The 15,327-nt window shown below is 72.4% G+C and carries 13 protein-coding genes and 2 pseudogenes; 11 read left to right on the top strand and 4 right to left on the bottom strand.

From position 1 onward, the window contains the following. Positions 1–47: 47 nt before the first annotated feature. Both Phou_RS12480 and Phou_RS12475 read left to right on the top strand, forming a co-directional pair. The gene (locus Phou_RS12480) at positions 48–1,193 is read left to right on the top strand and encodes a M48 family metallopeptidase (protein ID WP_173058294.1); all 1,146 of its coding nucleotides are present in this window, start codon (positions 48–50) and stop codon (positions 1,191–1,193) included. Between the two features lie 48 nt (positions 1,194–1,241). Next, entirely contained in the window at positions 1,242–2,600 is a 1,359-nt protein-coding gene (locus Phou_RS12475; RefSeq protein WP_218579126.1) for a dipeptidase, read from the top strand. A gap of 56 nt (positions 2,601–2,656) precedes the next feature. Here the strand turns inward: Phou_RS12475 and Phou_RS12470 are convergent. Beyond that, a pseudogene (locus tag Phou_RS12470) lies at positions 2,657–3,620 on the bottom strand (helix-turn-helix transcriptional regulator). Positions 3,621–3,683: 63 nt separating this feature from the next. On the opposite strand from Phou_RS12470, the gene Phou_RS12465 reads away from it, so the two are divergent. The 4 genes from Phou_RS12465 (at position 3,684) to Phou_RS12455 (ending at position 6,508) form a co-directional block, all read left to right on the top strand. Continuing rightward, on the top strand, positions 3,684–4,496 hold the full coding sequence (locus tag Phou_RS12465) for an epoxide hydrolase family protein (RefSeq protein ID WP_308784447.1): 813 nt from the start codon (positions 3,684–3,686) through the stop codon (positions 4,494–4,496). A 118-nt stretch (positions 4,497–4,614) separates the two neighbouring features. After that, positions 4,615–4,785, top strand: coding sequence for a hypothetical protein (locus Phou_RS54955; protein WP_308784446.1), 171 nt, complete (start codon positions 4,615–4,617; stop codon positions 4,783–4,785). A gap of 5 nt (positions 4,786–4,790) precedes the next feature. After that, a complete protein-coding gene (locus Phou_RS12460; RefSeq protein ID WP_246273513.1) occupies positions 4,791–5,864 on the top strand; it encodes a winged helix DNA-binding domain-containing protein in 1,074 nt (357 codons plus the stop codon). After that, the gene (locus Phou_RS12455) at positions 5,861–6,508 is read left to right on the top strand and encodes an NAD(P)H-binding protein (protein WP_173056207.1); all 648 of its coding nucleotides are present in this window, start codon (positions 5,861–5,863) and stop codon (positions 6,506–6,508) included. The genes Phou_RS12460 and Phou_RS12455 overlap by 4 nt, the downstream gene beginning before the upstream one ends. Here Phou_RS12455 and Phou_RS12450 read toward each other — a convergent pair. Further along, positions 6,492–6,899, bottom strand: a complete 408-nt coding sequence (locus Phou_RS12450) for a winged helix-turn-helix transcriptional regulator (protein ID WP_173056206.1) — start codon at positions 6,897–6,899, stop codon at positions 6,492–6,494. The two genes, Phou_RS12455 and Phou_RS12450, sit on opposite strands and share 17 nt — an antisense overlap. Before the next feature lie 85 nt (positions 6,900–6,984). Here Phou_RS12450 and Phou_RS12445 point away from each other — a divergent pair, with 85 nt between their 5' ends. From Phou_RS12445 to Phou_RS12435, 3 genes are all read left to right on the top strand, one after another. Continuing rightward, the gene (locus Phou_RS12445) at positions 6,985–8,409 is read left to right on the top strand and encodes an MFS transporter (protein ID WP_173056205.1); all 1,425 of its coding nucleotides are present in this window, start codon (positions 6,985–6,987) and stop codon (positions 8,407–8,409) included. A gap of 4 nt (positions 8,410–8,413) precedes the next feature. Continuing rightward, entirely contained in the window at positions 8,414–9,928 is a 1,515-nt protein-coding gene (locus Phou_RS12440) for an ATP-dependent DNA ligase (RefSeq protein ID WP_173056204.1), read from the top strand. Between the two features lie 151 nt (positions 9,929–10,079). Next, positions 10,080–12,152, top strand: coding sequence for a putative bifunctional diguanylate cyclase/phosphodiesterase (locus tag Phou_RS12435; protein WP_173056203.1), 2,073 nt, complete (start codon positions 10,080–10,082; stop codon positions 12,150–12,152). Here the strand turns inward: Phou_RS12435 and Phou_RS12430 are convergent. Beyond that, positions 12,121–12,477, bottom strand: coding sequence for a hypothetical protein (locus Phou_RS12430; RefSeq protein WP_173056202.1), 357 nt, complete (start codon positions 12,475–12,477; stop codon positions 12,121–12,123). The two genes, Phou_RS12435 and Phou_RS12430, sit on opposite strands and share 32 nt — an antisense overlap. Continuing rightward, a pseudogene (locus Phou_RS12425) lies at positions 12,474–13,204 on the bottom strand (SURF1 family cytochrome oxidase biogenesis protein). Before Phou_RS12425 ends, Phou_RS12430 begins: the two are co-directional and overlap by 4 nt. Before the next feature lie 68 nt (positions 13,205–13,272). On the opposite strand from Phou_RS12425, the gene Phou_RS12420 reads away from it, so the two are divergent. Both Phou_RS12420 and Phou_RS12415 read left to right on the top strand, forming a co-directional pair. Then, positions 13,273–14,754, top strand: a complete 1,482-nt coding sequence (locus Phou_RS12420; RefSeq protein ID WP_173056201.1) for a cobyrinic acid a,c-diamide synthase CobB — start codon at positions 13,273–13,275, stop codon at positions 14,752–14,754. Next, positions 14,751–15,320 (top strand): GNAT family N-acetyltransferase, encoded by a 570-nt coding sequence (locus Phou_RS12415; protein WP_173056200.1) that lies wholly within the window; start codon positions 14,751–14,753, stop codon positions 15,318–15,320. The genes Phou_RS12420 and Phou_RS12415 overlap by 4 nt, the downstream gene beginning before the upstream one ends. The last annotated feature ends 7 nt before the right edge of the window (positions 15,321–15,327 follow it).

Here is a 15,327-nt window from a genome sequence, read left to right as displayed (position 1 = left end):
TGGGGCACCATCGGCAGGAGCGGTACCACACCTACCGGGGAGCGACGATGACGTCAGAGGATGCGGGCGGGACGGCGACACCGGCGGAGCCCCCGGCACGACGGCGGTTGGTGCTCACGGGCATCAGCTCGCGGGCCTGGGAGCACCCGGCTGACCGGGGCGCGTTGACCGCGCTGCGGGAGCTGCGGGGCTTCGACGACGTCGTCAAGGCATTCTTCGGGATGTGGAATGAGCGAGGCTTCCGCCTCTCCTATCTCGCCGGCGCGATCCGGGTCGACCACCGGCAGTACCCGGCTGTGTACCAGCGGTACACGGAGGCGGCGCAGTCGCTGGACGTTCCCGAGCTGCCCGAGCTGTACGTGCAGCAGTCCCCGTTCCTCAACGGTCAGGCGATCGGGCTCGACAAGCCGTTCATCGTGCTGCCCACGGCGAGCGTGCAGCAGCTCGACGAAGACGAGCTGCGGGCGCTGCTGGGGCACGAGCTGGGGCACGTGCGCAGCGGCCACGCGGTCTACAAGACGATCCTCATGATCCTCACGCGGTGGGCGACGAGCATCAGCTGGCTGCCGATCGGGTCGATCGCCCTGCGGGCGATCATCGCGGCGATGCTGGAGTGGTGGCGCAAGGCCGAGCTCTCCGCCGACCGGGCGGGGCTGCTCGCCGGCCAGGACACGGCCGCTTCGCTGCGGCTGCTGATGAAGATGGCGGGCGGCGGGGACCTGTCGCAGATCGACACGGCGGCGTTCCTGGAGCAGGCGTCGGAGTACGACGGCGGCGGCGACGTGCGGGACAGCCTCCACAAGCTGCGCATGACGCTCTGGTCGACCCATCCGGTGCCGGTGGCCCGCGCCGCGGCGCTGCGGCAGTGGATCGACTCGGGTGGATACCAGCGGATCCTCGACGGCGACTACCCGCGGCGTGAGGACGACGCGACAGCCTCGGTGACCACGGAGATCAAGGCGGCGGCCGAGTCGTACCGCGAGGAGTTCCGGCGCACGCAGGACCCGCTGGTCGGGCTGGTGCGGCGGTTCGGCGACGGTGCCACCGAGATGGGCGAGTGGGCCGGCGGGGCGGCGGGCAAGGCGCGCGCCTGGTTCAACCAGGCTGGCGAGGCGGCGGCCCGGGCGGCGCGCGGTGACCAGCGGCAGGATGACGGCACGCCGCCGCCGGCAAACGGCAGCGACGCCTCCTGATCACGAGGCGGCCACAACACGGCCGGACGTAGGATTTCCGGCATGACCTTGAGCGAGCCTGAGCTGCGCGCGGCGATCACGCGCGAGCTTCCTGGAGTCCGTGCCGATCTCGAGCGCCTTGTCCGCATCCCCGGCATCGCGTTCGACGGCTTCGACCACTCCCACGTGGAGCGTTCCGCCGAAGCGGTGGCGGAGCTGCTGCGCGGCTGTGGGCTCGACACGCGGATCGTGCGTTCGGGCGGTGGCCTGCCCGCCGTGATCGGGAGCAGGCCCGCACCGCCCGGCGCACCGACCGTGCTCCTCTACGCGCACCACGACGTGCAGCCGGTGGGTGACCTCGCGCTGTGGGAGAGCGACCCGTTCGTGGCGGTCGAGCGCGACGGCCGCCTCTACGGGCGGGGCGCCGCGGACGACAAGGCCGGCGTGATGGCGCACGTGGCGGCGCTCCGGGCGTACGGCGACGAGCTGCCGGTGGGCGTCGTGATCTTCGTGGAGGGCGAGGAGGAGTTCGGCTCGGCGTCGCTGGAGCAGCTGCTCGCGGAGCACCGCGACGCGCTCGCCGCCGACGTCATCGTGATTGCCGACTCGGGCAACTGGGACATTGGCGTACCGGCGCTGACCACCTCGCTGCGCGGCATCGTCAACATGTTCGTCGAGGTGCGCACGGCCGACCACGCGATCCACAGTGGAATGTTCGGCGGCGCGGTGCCCGACTCGCTCACGGTGCTGGCCAAGCTGCTCGCCACGCTCCACGACGACGCGGGCGACGTCGCGGTCGACGGGCTCGTCTCGGCAGGACCGACGCCCGTCGACTACCCGGAAGACCGGCTGCGCGTCGAGGCGGGGCTGCTCGACGGGGTGTCGTTCGTGGGCACGGGACGGCTCACGGAGCGGATCTGGCACCGCCCTGCCGTGTCGGTGCTGGGCATCGACGCGCCCCGCACCGCCGAGGCGCCCAACGCGCTCGCGCCGTCGGCCAAGGCGAAGCTCAGCGTCCGCCTCGCGCCGGGTGACGATCCCAAGAGCGCGTACGCGGCGATGAAGGCGCACCTGGAAAAGCACGTGCCGTGGGGTGCGCACGTGGAGGTCACGTTCGAGCACGACGGCGCGCCCTGCGTGATCGACGCGACCGGCCCGATGTTCGACGCGGCGCGGGACGCGTTCCGCACGGCGTGGGACGGCGTGGACCCGGTGGACATCGGGGTGGGCGGGTCGATCCCGTTCATCGCGACGTTCCAGGAGATGTTTCCGGGCGCGGCGATCCTGGTCACCGGCGTGGAGGACCCGCACGCACAGGCGCACGGGCCGAACGAGAGCCTCCACCTGGGCGAGTTCGCCCGGGTGTGCCTAGCGGAGGCGCTGCTGCTGCGCAGCGTTGCGGACGCGGCGGGTCCCCTGGCGAGTTGATCAGGGATCTCGAGGCGAAACGCGCCGGACGACACGCTCACCAACTCCCTGATCAACTAAGAGGGTCGGGCCGCGCGGGCGTAGCGCTCGGACAGTGAGCGGACGTAGGCGACAAGCTCCGGCGGCGAGGTGACCTCGAAGTCCGCCTCCAGCAGGCCCAGGTAGAGGGCGAGGGTGGCGATGGTGTCGGCGCCCGTGTTCAGCACGCACGTCTCCGCGTCCAGCGCCTCCACCACGCCCACCGCCGGGTTGATCCGTTCCGCCACCACCTCGGCGGGGCGTGCACGACCACTCGGGCGGTGTGGCGCCACGCGGCCGCGGAGACGCCGCGCGCCACGTGTGCGGCCGCGCCGCCCGGTGGACCCTCGCGTGCGGGAAAGCGGGGGCCGGTCGGGGTGCGCGGGGCGATCCGGTCCACCCGGAACGTGCGCCAGTCCTGCCGGTCCACATCCCAGGCCACCAGGTACCACCGGCGGCCCCACGAGACGAGGCGGTGCGGCTCGACCGAGCGGACCGTGGCGGAGCCGTCGTGCCCCGGTAGTCGAAGCGCAGCCGCTCGGCGTCGCGGCAGGCGGCCGCCAGCGCCGTGAGCACCGACGGGTCGACGGTGGGGCCGGGCCGGTCGGGCGGGACGGGCACGGTGTACGACTGCAGCGCGTTCACCCGGTGGCGTAGCCGGGAGGGCAGCACCTGTTCGAGCTTGGCGAGTGCCCGTACCGACGTCTCCTCGATCCCCGCCACGGTGCCGCCGGCGGCCGTGCGGAGGCCGACCGCGACGGCGACCGCCTCTTCGTCGTCGAGCAGCAGCGGCGGCATGGCCGCGCCGGCGCCCAGGCGGTAGCCGCCGTCGGTGCCGCGCGTGGCGTGCACGGGGTAGCCGAGGTCGCGGAGCCGGTCGACGTCGCGGCGGACCGTGCGCTCGCTCACCTCCAGCCGCTCGGCCAGCGCGGAGCCCGACCAGTCGCGCCTGCCCTGCAGCAACGAGAGCAGGCGCAGGAGTCTCGCGGATGTCTCAAGCACGAGGAAAATCTTGCCAGACCTTTAGGACAGGACCTGACCGGAAGGGTCCGTAGCGTTATTGGCATGACGGAGAACAACGAGATCAAGCCCTTCCGCATCGACGTCCCGCAGGCCGAGCTGGACGACCTCCGCGACCGCCTCGACCGCACCCGCTGGCCGGACGAGATCCCCGGCGCGGGTTGGGAGTACGGCGTGCCGGTCGGGTACGTGCGGCGGCTGGCCGAGTACTGGCGCACCGGGTACGACTGGCGCCGGTGGGAGGCGGAGCTGAACAAGTACCCGCAGTTCACCACCACGATCGACGGGCAGAACATCCACTTCATCCACGTCCGCTCGGAGCGGGAGGACGCGCTCCCGCTGATCCTCACGCACGGGTGGCCGGGGTCGATCGTGGAGTACCTCCGTGCCATCGAGCCGCTGACCCGCGACTTCCACGTGGTGATTCCGTCGCTGCCCGGCTTCGGCTTCTCCGGTCCCACGACCGAGAAGGGCTGGAACCGCTACCGCACCGCCAAGGCGTGGGCGGAGCTGATGCGGCGGCTCGGCTACGACCGGTACGGCGCGGTGGGCAACGACGGCGGCTCGTTCGTCAGCCCCGAACTCGGCCGCCTCGACCCCGAACACGTGGTGGGCGTGCACGTGACGCAGATCTTCTCGTTTCCCTCCGGCGACCCGGCCGAGATGGAGAAGCTCGGCCCGAGGAGTTCAAGGGCCTTGAGGTGCTGCAGTGGTTCTACGAGAACAAGATGTCCTTCAACACGCTCCACTCGCAGCAGCCGCAGACGCTCGCGTACGGCATCTTCGACTCGCCCGCCGGCCTGCTCGGCTGGAACGCCCAGCTGTTCGGCGAGGAGGTGGACGACGACTTCATCCTGACCAATACGATGCTGTACTGGCTGACCGGTACGGCCACCTCGGCCACCCGCTTCTACTACGAGGACGCGCACGCCGAGCAGGCCAAGGCGCCGGCCGAGCCGACGACCGTTCCGCTGGGGTGGCGATGTTCGAGGGTGACTTCGTGTCGATGCGCACGTTCGCCGAGCGCGACCACCACAACATCGTGTCCTGGCACCGGTACGAGGAGCCCGGCGGCCACTACGCGGCCCACGTGGCGACCGAGACGCTTGTCGGCGACGTGCGCGAGTTCTTCGACGGCCTGCGGTGACGAAAGTGTTGACGTGGCGCGCCCTCGGGCGCGCCACGCTCGCCCGCCAGCATCTGCTGGAGCGCGTGCCGCTGGGCGCGGCGGAGGCGGTCGAGCACCTGGTGGGCCTGCAGGGGCAGGCGCCGCACGCGCCGTACCTCGGCCTGTGGAGCCGGCTGTCCGGGTTCGACCCCGAGGAGTTGAGCGGGCTGCTGCGCGACCGGCAGGTGGTGCGGATCGCGCTCATGCGCGGCACGGTCCACCTGGTCACCGCCCGCGACGCGGCCGGCCTCCGCCCGCTCGTCCAGCCGCTCTACGACCGCGACCTGCGGACCAACACCATCCACGCCGCGCCGTTGGCCGGCCTCGACCACGCGGCCCTGGCCGCCGCCGGGCGCGAGCTCACCGAGCCACAACCCATATCTGGTACCGATCTCGGGGCGCTACTGCACGAACGGTGGCCCGACCGGGAGGCGGCCTCGCTCGCTCACGGGGTGCGCGGGCTGCTCCCGCTCGTCCAGGTGCCGCCACGCGGCCTGTGGGGGCGCAGCGGCCAGCCGGTGCTCACCACTCTCGAGTCCTGGACCGGCGCCCCGCTGTCGCCGATGGCGCCGGAAGAGATGGTGCGCCGTTACCTGGCCGCGTTCGGCCCGGCCACCGTCCAGGACGTGCAGGTGTGGTCCGGCCTCACCGGCCTGCGCGACGTGGTGCACGCGCTGCCGCTGGCCCGCTTCCGGGACGAGGCGGGACGGGAGCTCTTCGACCTGCCGGACGCGCCGCGCCCTGACCCGGACACGCCGGCACCGGTGCGCTTCCTCGCCGACTTCGACAACCTGCTCGTGTCGCACGCCGACCGCACACGGGTGATCTCCGACGCCCACCGCGCGTACATGTCGCGGCACCGCCTCGTGCGGGCGTTCCTCGTGGACGGGGTGGTGGCCGGCACCTGGACGATCACGAAGCGGCGGCTGGCGGTCGAGCCGTTCGGGCGGCTCACCAAGCGGGACCGGGCCGCGGTGGCGGCCGAGGGTGCGTGGCTGCTGGCGTTCGTCGCGCCGGGCGCCGCGCCGTCCGATGTGGCGGTAGGTTCGGCCACGTGAGAGTCGTGGTCTTCGGCGCCACCGGGATGGTCGGCCAGGGCGTGCTGCGGGAGTGCCTGCTCGCGCCCGACGTGGAGAGCGTGCTCGCGGTCGGTCGCACGCCGACCGGGGTCAGCCACGAAAAGCTGCGCGACATCGTGCACAAGGACCTGCTCGACCTGTCGCCGATCGCGGGCGACCTGGCCGGGCAGGACGCCTGCTTCTTCTGCCTCGGCGTCTCGTCGACGGGCATGAGCGAGGCCGACTACCGCCGGATCACGTACGACGTGACGATGGCCGCGGCCCGCGTGCTGGCGGCCGACAACCCCGACCTCACGTTCGTGTACGTCTCCGGCGCCGGCACCGGCGGGCGGGCGATGTGGGCGCAGGTCAAGGGGGAGACGGAAGCCGCGCTGCTGGACCTGTTTCCCAAGGCGGTCATGTTTCGCCCCGGCTTCATCCAGGCGAAGTACGGCGCGACGTCCAGGACCCGGCTCTACCGGATCCTCTACCGCGTGATCGGGCCGGTCGCGCCACTGATCCGGCGGCTGTTTCCCAACCAGGTCACCACGACCGAGCTGATCGGGCTCGCGATGCTCAACGCCGCCCGCCACGGCGCGCCGAAGCGGATCCTCGATCCGAAGGACATCAACTCACTGGCGTGAGCGTGTGCTCCCGGTCGTACGCCTCGCGGGCGGCGGCGATCGTGGCGCGGTGCCGCTCGGCCCACGTCGTCAGCGTGACGAGCGAGTCGTAGAGCTCCAGCGCGATCTCGGTCGCCCGGTACTCCACCTTGGGCGGGACGGTCGGGTAGACCGTGCGCACCAGCAGCCCGTCGCGCTCCAGCTGGCGCAGCGTGAGCGTGAGCATGCGGCGGCTGATCCCCTCGACCGAGCGCTCAAGCTCCGTGAAGCGGACCGGGCCCTTCGAGGCGGCCACCAGGATGCCGATGCTCCACTTGCCGCCGACCCGGTCGAGGACCTGGCGCACGGTGCAGGCCTGATCCTCGGTCGGGTCGATGACCTGCTCGGACACACCGATGTTTCCCTGGGACATAAAAGTGCCTCCTTACGCCAGGGTTCATGGTCACACATCATGGGTGCTGTTACAAGTCGTGCACCAAGAGAACGGGTGGTCACCCATGAACAGGCTCAGGCTGGCGTTGTTGACCTTCGCGGCCTTCATCATTTCGATCGACTTCAACATCGTGTACGTGGCGCTCCCCGACATCGGGCACGAGCTTGGCTTCACCGCGCAGTCGCTGCAGTGGGTGGTCAGCGCGTACGCGGTCGGCCTTGGCGGGATCCTGCTGCTCGGTGGGCGGGCGGTGGACCGGCTCGGCGCGCGGAGGATGTTCGTGTTCGGCTTCGCGGTCTTCGGGCTCGCCTCCTTCGCCGGCGGCCTGGCGAGCACGCCGGGAGTGCTGGTCGGAGCCCGCGTGGTCCAGGGCGCGGGCGGGGCGCTGCTCTTCCCGGCCACGCTCGCCCTGATCAACAACACGTTCGCCGCGGGGCCGGCCCGCAACCGAGCGCTGAGCCTGTGGGGTGTCGCCGGCAGCCTCGGCGCGGTCGCTGGCCCGATGGCCGGCGGTGTGATCACCAACTACCTCGGCTGGGAGTGGGTCTTCTTCGTCAACGCCCCGCTCACGCTCGCCGCCGTGGTGGCCGCGTTCCGGGTACTCGCCCCCGACCCCGGCGGCTACGCGTGGGGCGGCTTCGACCTGCCGGGCGCGCTGGTCGCCACGGCCGGCTCGACGCTCGTGGTGTTCGGGCTGGCCAGTGGGCCGGAGGCGGGCTGGGGCTCGGCCCGCGGGGCGGGTGCGCTGGCGCTCGGCGGCGTGCTGCTCGCCGCGTTCGTGCTGATCGAGCGGCGCTCGCGTGACCCCCTGGCCCCGCCCCGCCTGTTCGGCGTGCGCAGCCTGGTCACGGTGATGGCGTTGATCTTCGTGCTGATGGGCACGATCAACACGCTGCACTACCTGTTCTACATGGACGTGCAGGAGGTCCTCGGGTACACCGCGCTCGGCGCCGGCCTCGCGTTCCTGCCGATGAGCCTCATGTCGATCGTCGGCGCGGCCAAGCTGCTCCCGGTGCTGCTCAGCCGCCTGGGCATGCGCGGCGCGCTCTTCACCGGCGTCCTCGGCGCCGGCCTCTCGATGGCGGCCGTCGCGGCGGGCATGTCGGCGGGCGGGTCGTACTGGCGCCTGCTGCCCGGCATCGTGTTCCTCGGGCTGTTCGCCGGCATGGTGTACCCGATGGTCTTCCTCGCCGGCGGCGCGGACGTCTCCGCCGGTGAGCAGGGCGTCGCGTCGGCCCTGATCTCCACGTCGCAGCAGATCGGCGGCGCGGTGGGGCTGGCCGCGCTCGTCGCGGTCGCCAATGCCGGACTGGACGTGGAGGCGGGCGCGGCGCCGGCCGCGGACCTGGTGGCCGGGCTGCGGACCGCCGGCTGGGTGGCCGCCGTGGTGACCGTGGCGGGCGCTTTCCTCGTCCTGCTGCTGCAGCGGGCCGAGCAGCGCGAGGCGCAGCCGGTGGCCGCGGAATTGTCGGTCGGGCCACTACCGTGAAGGCGTGCGCTTTGTTGATCTCGTGGCCACCTCGGCGGCGGTCTCCGCGACGTCCAGCCGGAAGGCCAAGGTCGAGCTGCTCGCCGACGCCCTGCGCCGGCTGGGGCCGGAGGAGGTCGTGGCCGGCTCGGCGTACCTCGCCGGTGAGCTGCGCCAGCGCCAGACCGGCGTCGGCTGGGCCACCCTCCGGGACGCGCCACCACCAGCGGGCGAGCCCACCCTGACCGTTGGCGCCGTCGACCGGGCGATCGAGGAGATCTCCAAGGTCGGCGGCGCCGGCTCGCAGGCCCGACGCCGCGAGCTCGTGGGCGCGCTGTTCAGCGCCGCCACCGCGGACGAGCAGCGCCACCTCATCGGGCTCTTCGGCGGCGAGCTGCGGCAGGGCGCGCAGGCCGGACTCCTGGTGGACGCGATCGCCCGCGCCGGCGAGGTGCCGGTGACGCTGGTGCGGCGGGCGCTGCTGCTGGCCGGCGACCTCAAGGAGGTGTCGACCGCGGCGCTCACCGGTGGCGCGGCGGCACTCGCGGAGTTCACGCTCCGGGTGGGGCGGCCGCTGGCCCCGATGCTGGCGCAGAGCGCGGCTTCGGTCGACGACGCGCTGGCCGCCACCGGCGTGCCCGCCGTGGTCGACGTCAAGCTCGACGGGATCCGCATCCAGGTGCACCGCTCCGGCGACGAGGTCGCGGTCTTCACCCGCAGCCTCGACGACATCACGTCCCGGCTGCCCGAGGTGGTGGCCGCCGTGCGCGCGCTGCCGGCCCGCGAGGTCGTGCTCGACGGCGAGGCGATGGCGCTGGACGAGACCGGCAGGCCGCGCCCGTTTCAGGAGACGGCCAGCCGGGCCGCGACCAGGGGCAGGCCGGTCACCGCGCTCACGCCGTACTTCTTCGATCTGCTGCACCTCGACGGCGCAGACCTGCTCGACGCGCCCGGCCGCGACCGCTGGGCCGCGCTCGCCGAGGCCGTGCCGGAGCCGCTGCTGGTCGGCCGCACCGCCGTGACCACACCGGCCGAGGCGGCGGACGCCTTCGCCGCGGCGCTTGCCGCGGGGCAGGAGGGCGTGGTCGTGAAGTCACCCGAATCGCCGTACGACGTGGGGAGGCGCGGCGCCGCCTGGGTCAAGGTCAAGCCGCGACACACGCTCGACCTCGTGGTGCTTGCCGTCGAGTGGGGACACGGGCGGCGCAAGGGTTGGCTGTCCAATTTGCACCTCGGCGCCCGGGATCCGGAGACCGGCGGGTTCGTGATGCTGGGCAAGACCTTCAAAGGCCTCACCGACGAGCTCCTTCGGTGGCAGACTGAACGCTTCCTGGAGTTGGCGGTCCACAAAGGCGACTGGGTCGTGACCGTGCGACCCGAGCAGGTCGTCGAGATCGCGTTCGACGGGGTGCAGGCGAGCCCGCGATACCCCGGTGGCGTGGCTTTGCGGTTTGCCCGGGTCCTGCGGTACAGGGACGACAAGCCGGCGGCGGAGGCCGACACCATCGACACCGTGCGGGCGATCCACAACGGAACGTGAAAGTTCCACGCGAGCAACTTTGCCCCCTATGCTGGCGGTAATCTGCCGGCCTTTGTCCGAAAGGTGGGGGGCACCGTGGTCTTCCCCGGCGGGATCACCGGGTCGCGGTCACGCGGCGCGATGGTCCGACGGTAGGGATGCGGCGACAGCGATGGTGACCGCCGAGCGGCTCGCCCAGCACTGGGCCCGCGCTATCGCGTGGACGAGCTTCGTGTCGATGACGAGTGGTGAGCTGGCTGTCCACCTGACCGGGCCGGCCACTCGCCTCCTCGACGCGCTCATCGCGGAAAAGTCCGACCCGCAGCCGGCGCACGACGTCGGCGCGGGCCTCGTCGCCGCCCACTTCACCCAGCCCGCCTCGCTCGACCGCACGCTCGTGGTGCTCGACGAGCAGCTGGGGGAGTACGCGGAGTCGATCGGCAAGGGCTCCCGGCTCGGCCTGCTGCAGGGCGCGCTCGCCGCGGGGTACGCGCAGGCGCTGCGCGAGCGGACGCTCAGCGAGCAGGAGGACATCTACGCCGCCGCGCTGGCCGCCCGGGTCGAGGCCGAGGAGGCCCGGATCGCGAGCGAGGCGCGCTTCCAGGCCGTCTTCGCCGAGGCCGGAATCGGTATCGGTATCGCCGCGCTGGACGGGCGGCTCCTGGAGGTCAACAGGGCACTGTGCACGATGTTCGGGTACAGCCGGGACCAGTTTCTCGCCCTGCCGGCCGGCGCGCTCCTCCCGCCGGGCGGCCTGCGCAACCGGGACAACTACCGCACCGAGCGCCCGTACCGCCGGGCCGACGGCGGCCGGATCTGGATCGACCTGGTGGTCTCGCTGATCCGGGGGCGCGACGGCTCCCCGCTGTACGCGGTCGCGATGGTCGAGGACGTCACCGAGCGCCGCTCGCTCCAGCAGCAGCTGCGCCACCAGGCGCTGCACGACCCGCTCACCGACCTGCCCAACCGCACGCTCTTCTTCGAACGGCTGACCGGTGCCCTGATCACGACCGAGCCGGACGCGCGGGTCGGCATCTGCTACCTGGACCTCGACGGTTTCAAGGCGATCAACGACACGCTCGGCCACGACGCCGGGGACGAGCTGATCCGTACCATCGCCAGCCGCCTGGCGTCCCGACTCAGGCCGAGCGGACACCTTGTGGCACGGATGGGCGGCGACGAGTTCGTGGTGCTTGTCGAGCGGGTCAAGGAGACCGCCGACGTGGTACGGGTCGCCGAGCTCGCCCTCGACGCCGTGCGCACGCCGGTGCACCTGGGCGGGCACGTGCTCAACGTCTCGGCCAGCGTGGGTGTTGTCGACCGTGCGGTCGAGGGCACCGACGCGGCCGAGCTGATGAAGGCGGCGGACACCACCCTCTACTGGGCCAAGACAGACGGGCGGGACCGGTGGGCGATCTTCGACGCCGACCGGCACGCCTCGGACGTGAGCCGCTACCGGCTCTCCGGCCAGCTGCCCGAGGCACTGGCCCAGGGCCAGTTTGTTGTGGAGTACCAACCGTTGGTGCGCCTCGACGACGGCGTCGTGATCGGCACCGAGGCCCTGGTGCGGTGGCGCCACCCGGAGCTTGGCGTGCTCGGCCCAAACCGCTTCATCGAGCTGGCCGAGGAGACCGGCGCGATCGGCCCGCTCGGCCGGTGGGTGCTGACCGAGGCGTGCCGGCAGGGCCGGGCGTGGCGGGACGCGCACCCCACCCAACCGCTGCTGATGAGCGTCAACATCGCGGTACGCCAGGTGCGTGACGCCGGCTTCGTCGACGCGGTCAAGGAGGTGCTCGCCGAGACCGGCCTGGAGCCGGAGGCGTTGCAGCTGGAGGTGACCGAGAGCTCGGTCATGGGCAGTGCCGGCCAGCCGCTGCGTACCCTGCACGCGCTCGCAGAGCTCGGCGTGCGGATCGCGATCGACGACTTCGGGACGGGCTACTCCAACCTGGCCTACCTGCGCGACCTGCCGGTACACGCGCTCAAGCTGGCCGGGCGCTTCATGGCCGGACTCCGCGCCCCGGGCGGGCCGGACCAGACCGACCAGGAGATCCTCTCCGCACTGATCCGGCTCGCGCACAAGCTGAAGCTGACGGTGACGGCGGAGGGCGTGGAGACGGCTCAGCAAGCCGCGGCCCTCCGCGAGCTGGAGTGCGACACCGCGCAGGGCTGGCACTACGGGCGGGCGGTGGCGCCGGAGGAGGTCGTCCTCGTCAGAGAGCGGCCAGCGACCGGACGTAGTTGACCTGGTTGTGGACCTGCTGCACCTGCTCCTGCGTGGTCACCGGGATGCGGGCCACGTACTGGCGCGGGCCGTTTGTCACCGTCACCTGCACGGTGCCTTTGTAGACCGTCCGCTTTACCAGCAGGAAGAGCAGGCTGAACACGGTCAGCACGCAGAAGCCCAGCACCGCGGCCACGATCGCCCAGGTCGGGGTCTTCTGCTCGGTCTGCCAGAAGTCGGAGACCTGCCACGTCGACTCGGCCAGCGGGATCTCGCCCGCCGGCGTACGGACCGTGGTGGGGGTGACCGCGATCTCGCCGATGAGGGCGACGACGGGCTCGGTCATGCGTCGGCCAGCTCGGCTCGGTCCACTGACTCCTCCTTCGGATGCGCCTCGCGGTAGACCATCCAACCGAAGCCGGCCACGGCCAGCGCGGCGAAGAGCCACCACTGCAGCACGTACCCCGCGTTCTGCCAGGAGTTTTCGTGCTTGATGGTGACCTCGGTGAAGCCCTCGGCGGGCTCCTCGGCCAGCAGGTACGCACCGTAGACGGAATACGGGAGCTCCTGCGCGAGCCGGTCCACACCGATCCGCCGCACCTCGATCTTGCCGTCGCGGCGGGTCACCGACTCGGGCCGGCTCTCGCTGGGGTGCAGGCGGCCGACCACCGTCACCTCGCCGGTGGGCGGTGCCGGCACCTTCGGCATCGCGATGGCACCGCCGGGCGCCGGTGGCACCCAGCCCCGATCGACCAGCACCGTCGGCCCGTCGGTGCGGACAAGCGGCGTGACCACCTCGAACCCGACCGCCCCGTCGACCGTGCGGCCGCGGACGAGGATCTCGTTCGTCGCGTCGTACTGCCCGGTGACGGTCACCCGGGTCCAGGCCGCGGGCACCTCCTCGGGCAGTGGAACCGGCGCGACCCGTGACGACTCGTCGATCCGTTCGTTTGTCGCACTGCGCTCCTGGTACCGGTGCAGCTGCCAGTTGCCCAGCATCACCATGACGACGGCCGCCACGCCGACGAGGGCGGCAAAGCCCAGCCAGCGGGGGTCAGGAGGAACCGGTACACAGCACGAGGCTACTCGTGTGATCTCAGGCACTACGCTGGTCCCGGCCGTTTGTGGGGAGGAGACGTCGATGACCGCCGTACCGCGCGTCGTGGTGAGCGCGCCATCGTCCGGACACGGCAAGACGGCGGTGGCCGTCGGCCTCCTCGCCGCCCTGGCCGGCCGGGGCATGCGCGCCGCCGGCTTCAAGATCGGACCCGACCACACCGACGCCGCCTACCTCGGCCTCGCCGCCGGCCGGCCCGGCCGCAACCTCGATCCCCGTCTGGTCGGCTCGGCGCGGGTCGCCCCGCTCTTCGCCCACGGCGCCAACGGCGCGGACATCGCGGTGATGGAGGGCACGATGGGGCTCTTCGACAGCCTCACCGGCCGTGCCGACTCGCATTCCACCGCCGGTGTCGCCGCCACCCTGCGCGCCCCGGTGATCCTCGTCGTCGACGTGGGCGCGATGGGCCAGTCGGTCGCCGCGCTTGTGCACGGCTTCCGGGCGTACGACGAGGTGCTGTGGCTCGGCGGCGTGATCCTCAACCGGGTCGCCTCCGACCGCCACGAGCAGCTTCTGCGCGAGGCGCTCGACGACATCGGCGTGCCCGTGCTCGGCGCGCTGCGCCGCCGCGACCTGCCCGCCGCGCTGCCGTCCCGGCACGACGGCGTGGTGCCGGTGGTGCACCGCAGCGTCGAGGCGGCCCGCGGCGTCCGGCGGCTGGGCGAGGGCATCGCCGGCGCGGTGGACCTCGACAGGCTTGTCGCGCTCGCCCGCTCAGCGCCGCAGCTCGGCGTCGAGCCGTGGACGGCGCGCGGGGAGAGCCCCGCCGTGGCGGTCGGCCGCCGGCCGGTGGTCGCGCTGGCGGGTGGTCCCACGATCTCGTACTCGTACGCGGAGACGGCCGAGCTCCTCGCCGCCGCCCGCGCCCACGTCGTGCCGGTCGACCCGCTGCGCGACGAGCACCTCCCGGAAGGCACCGACGCGCTGGTGATCGGCGGTGGCCTGCCGGAGTCGTACGCGGAGGAGCTGTCCGCCAACCGTCGACTGTGCACCGAGGTCGCCGCGCTCGCCCAGGCCGGCCGCCCGGTGATCGCCGAGGGCGCCGGCGCGCTGTGGCTGGCCCGCGAGTTCGACGGCCGGCCGATGTGCGGGGTCGTCGAGGCCACCGGCATGAGCACCGACCAGGTCGTCGTCGGCTACCGCGAGGCGACCGCCCGGGCCTCCACACCGGTGGCCCAGCTCGGCGCCCGCATGGTCGGCTACAAGCAGCACCGCGGCGTGCTCAACCCGCGCGCCGGCCAGACACCGGCCTGGACCTGGGGTGGCAGCACCCCGGAGGGCTTCGTGTGGCGGCGCGTGCACGCCTCCCAGCTGATGCTCCACTGGGCGGGCGCACCGGAGATCGCCCACCGGCTGGTGGCGGCGGCCGCGCCGGCCGACGCCGCGACGCCGGTCTCGCCGGTGCCCGCGATCACCTCGACGGCGGACACCGCACAGCTGCCCGCCCAGCCCGGCCCGCAAGATGCCCAAACGCCCGTCAGCCCCAGTGGTGAGGTCACGACGTGAGTGGACATGTGGCGGTGCGGCGGTTTCCGACGCTGACCGTGTCGACCCCGCGCGTCCTCGTGCGCCCGGTACAGGCCGCCGACGCCAAGCCGGTCACCGAGGTCTTCATGGACAAGCAGACACAGCGGTGGCTGCCGTTCCCGCGCGAGTTCGGGCAGATCGAGGGCATCGCCTGGTGCACCGAGAGCGCCCAGGAGCGGCGGGACAGCGGCAACGGCGACCACTACGCCGTGGTGCGCCGCGAGGACGACCGCCTCATCGGCTGCCTGTGGACCAAGCGCACCGACTGGGTCGCCCGGGTCACCGAGGTGTCGTACGCGATCGCGCCCGACACCCGCGGCTTTGGAGTGGCCGCCGAGTCGGTCGACGCGCTGGCCATAGCGCTGCTGCTGGAGCACGGTTTCCAGCGGATCGAGCTGCGGGTGGCGCCGGGCAACACCGCGTCGCGCCGGGTCGCGGAGAAGGCCGGCTTCACCTACGAGGGCCTGCTCCGCAACGCCGGGCATGTACACAGTGGACGGGTCGACCTCGAGGTCTGGTCTCTTGTCAAGGCCGACCTGAGCTGACCGGCGA

Origin of the sequence: Phytohabitans houttuyneae (assembly GCF_011764425.1) — a bacterium.
In the GTDB taxonomy this organism is placed as follows: Bacteria; Actinomycetota; Actinomycetes; order Mycobacteriales; family Micromonosporaceae; genus Phytohabitans; species Phytohabitans houttuyneae.
The sequence above is the reverse complement of the archived record's forward strand: the minus strand, read 5'-3'. Positions and strand labels throughout refer to the sequence as shown.

Excerpts from the sequence above, each read along its gene's own strand:
- Phou_RS12435 (WP_173056203.1), top strand. The coding sequence starts at position 10,080 with ATGGTGACCGCCGAGCGGCTCGCCCAGCACTGGGCCCGCGCTATCGCG.
- Phou_RS12445 (WP_173056205.1), top strand. The coding sequence starts at position 6,985 with ATGAACAGGCTCAGGCTGGCGTTGTTGACCTTCGCGGCCTTCATCATT.
- Phou_RS12430 (WP_173056202.1), bottom strand. The coding sequence starts at position 12,477 with ATGACCGAGCCCGTCGTCGCCCTCATCGGCGAGATCGCGGTCACCCCC.
- Phou_RS12420 (WP_173056201.1), top strand. The coding sequence starts at position 13,273 with ATGACCGCCGTACCGCGCGTCGTGGTGAGCGCGCCATCGTCCGGACAC.
- Phou_RS12480 (WP_173058294.1), top strand. The coding sequence starts at position 48 with ATGACGTCAGAGGATGCGGGCGGGACGGCGACACCGGCGGAGCCCCCG.
- Phou_RS12450 (WP_173056206.1), bottom strand. The coding sequence starts at position 6,899 with ATGTCCCAGGGAAACATCGGTGTGTCCGAGCAGGTCATCGACCCGACC.
- Phou_RS12465 (WP_308784447.1), top strand. The coding sequence starts at position 3,684 with ATGACGGAGAACAACGAGATCAAGCCCTTCCGCATCGACGTCCCGCAG.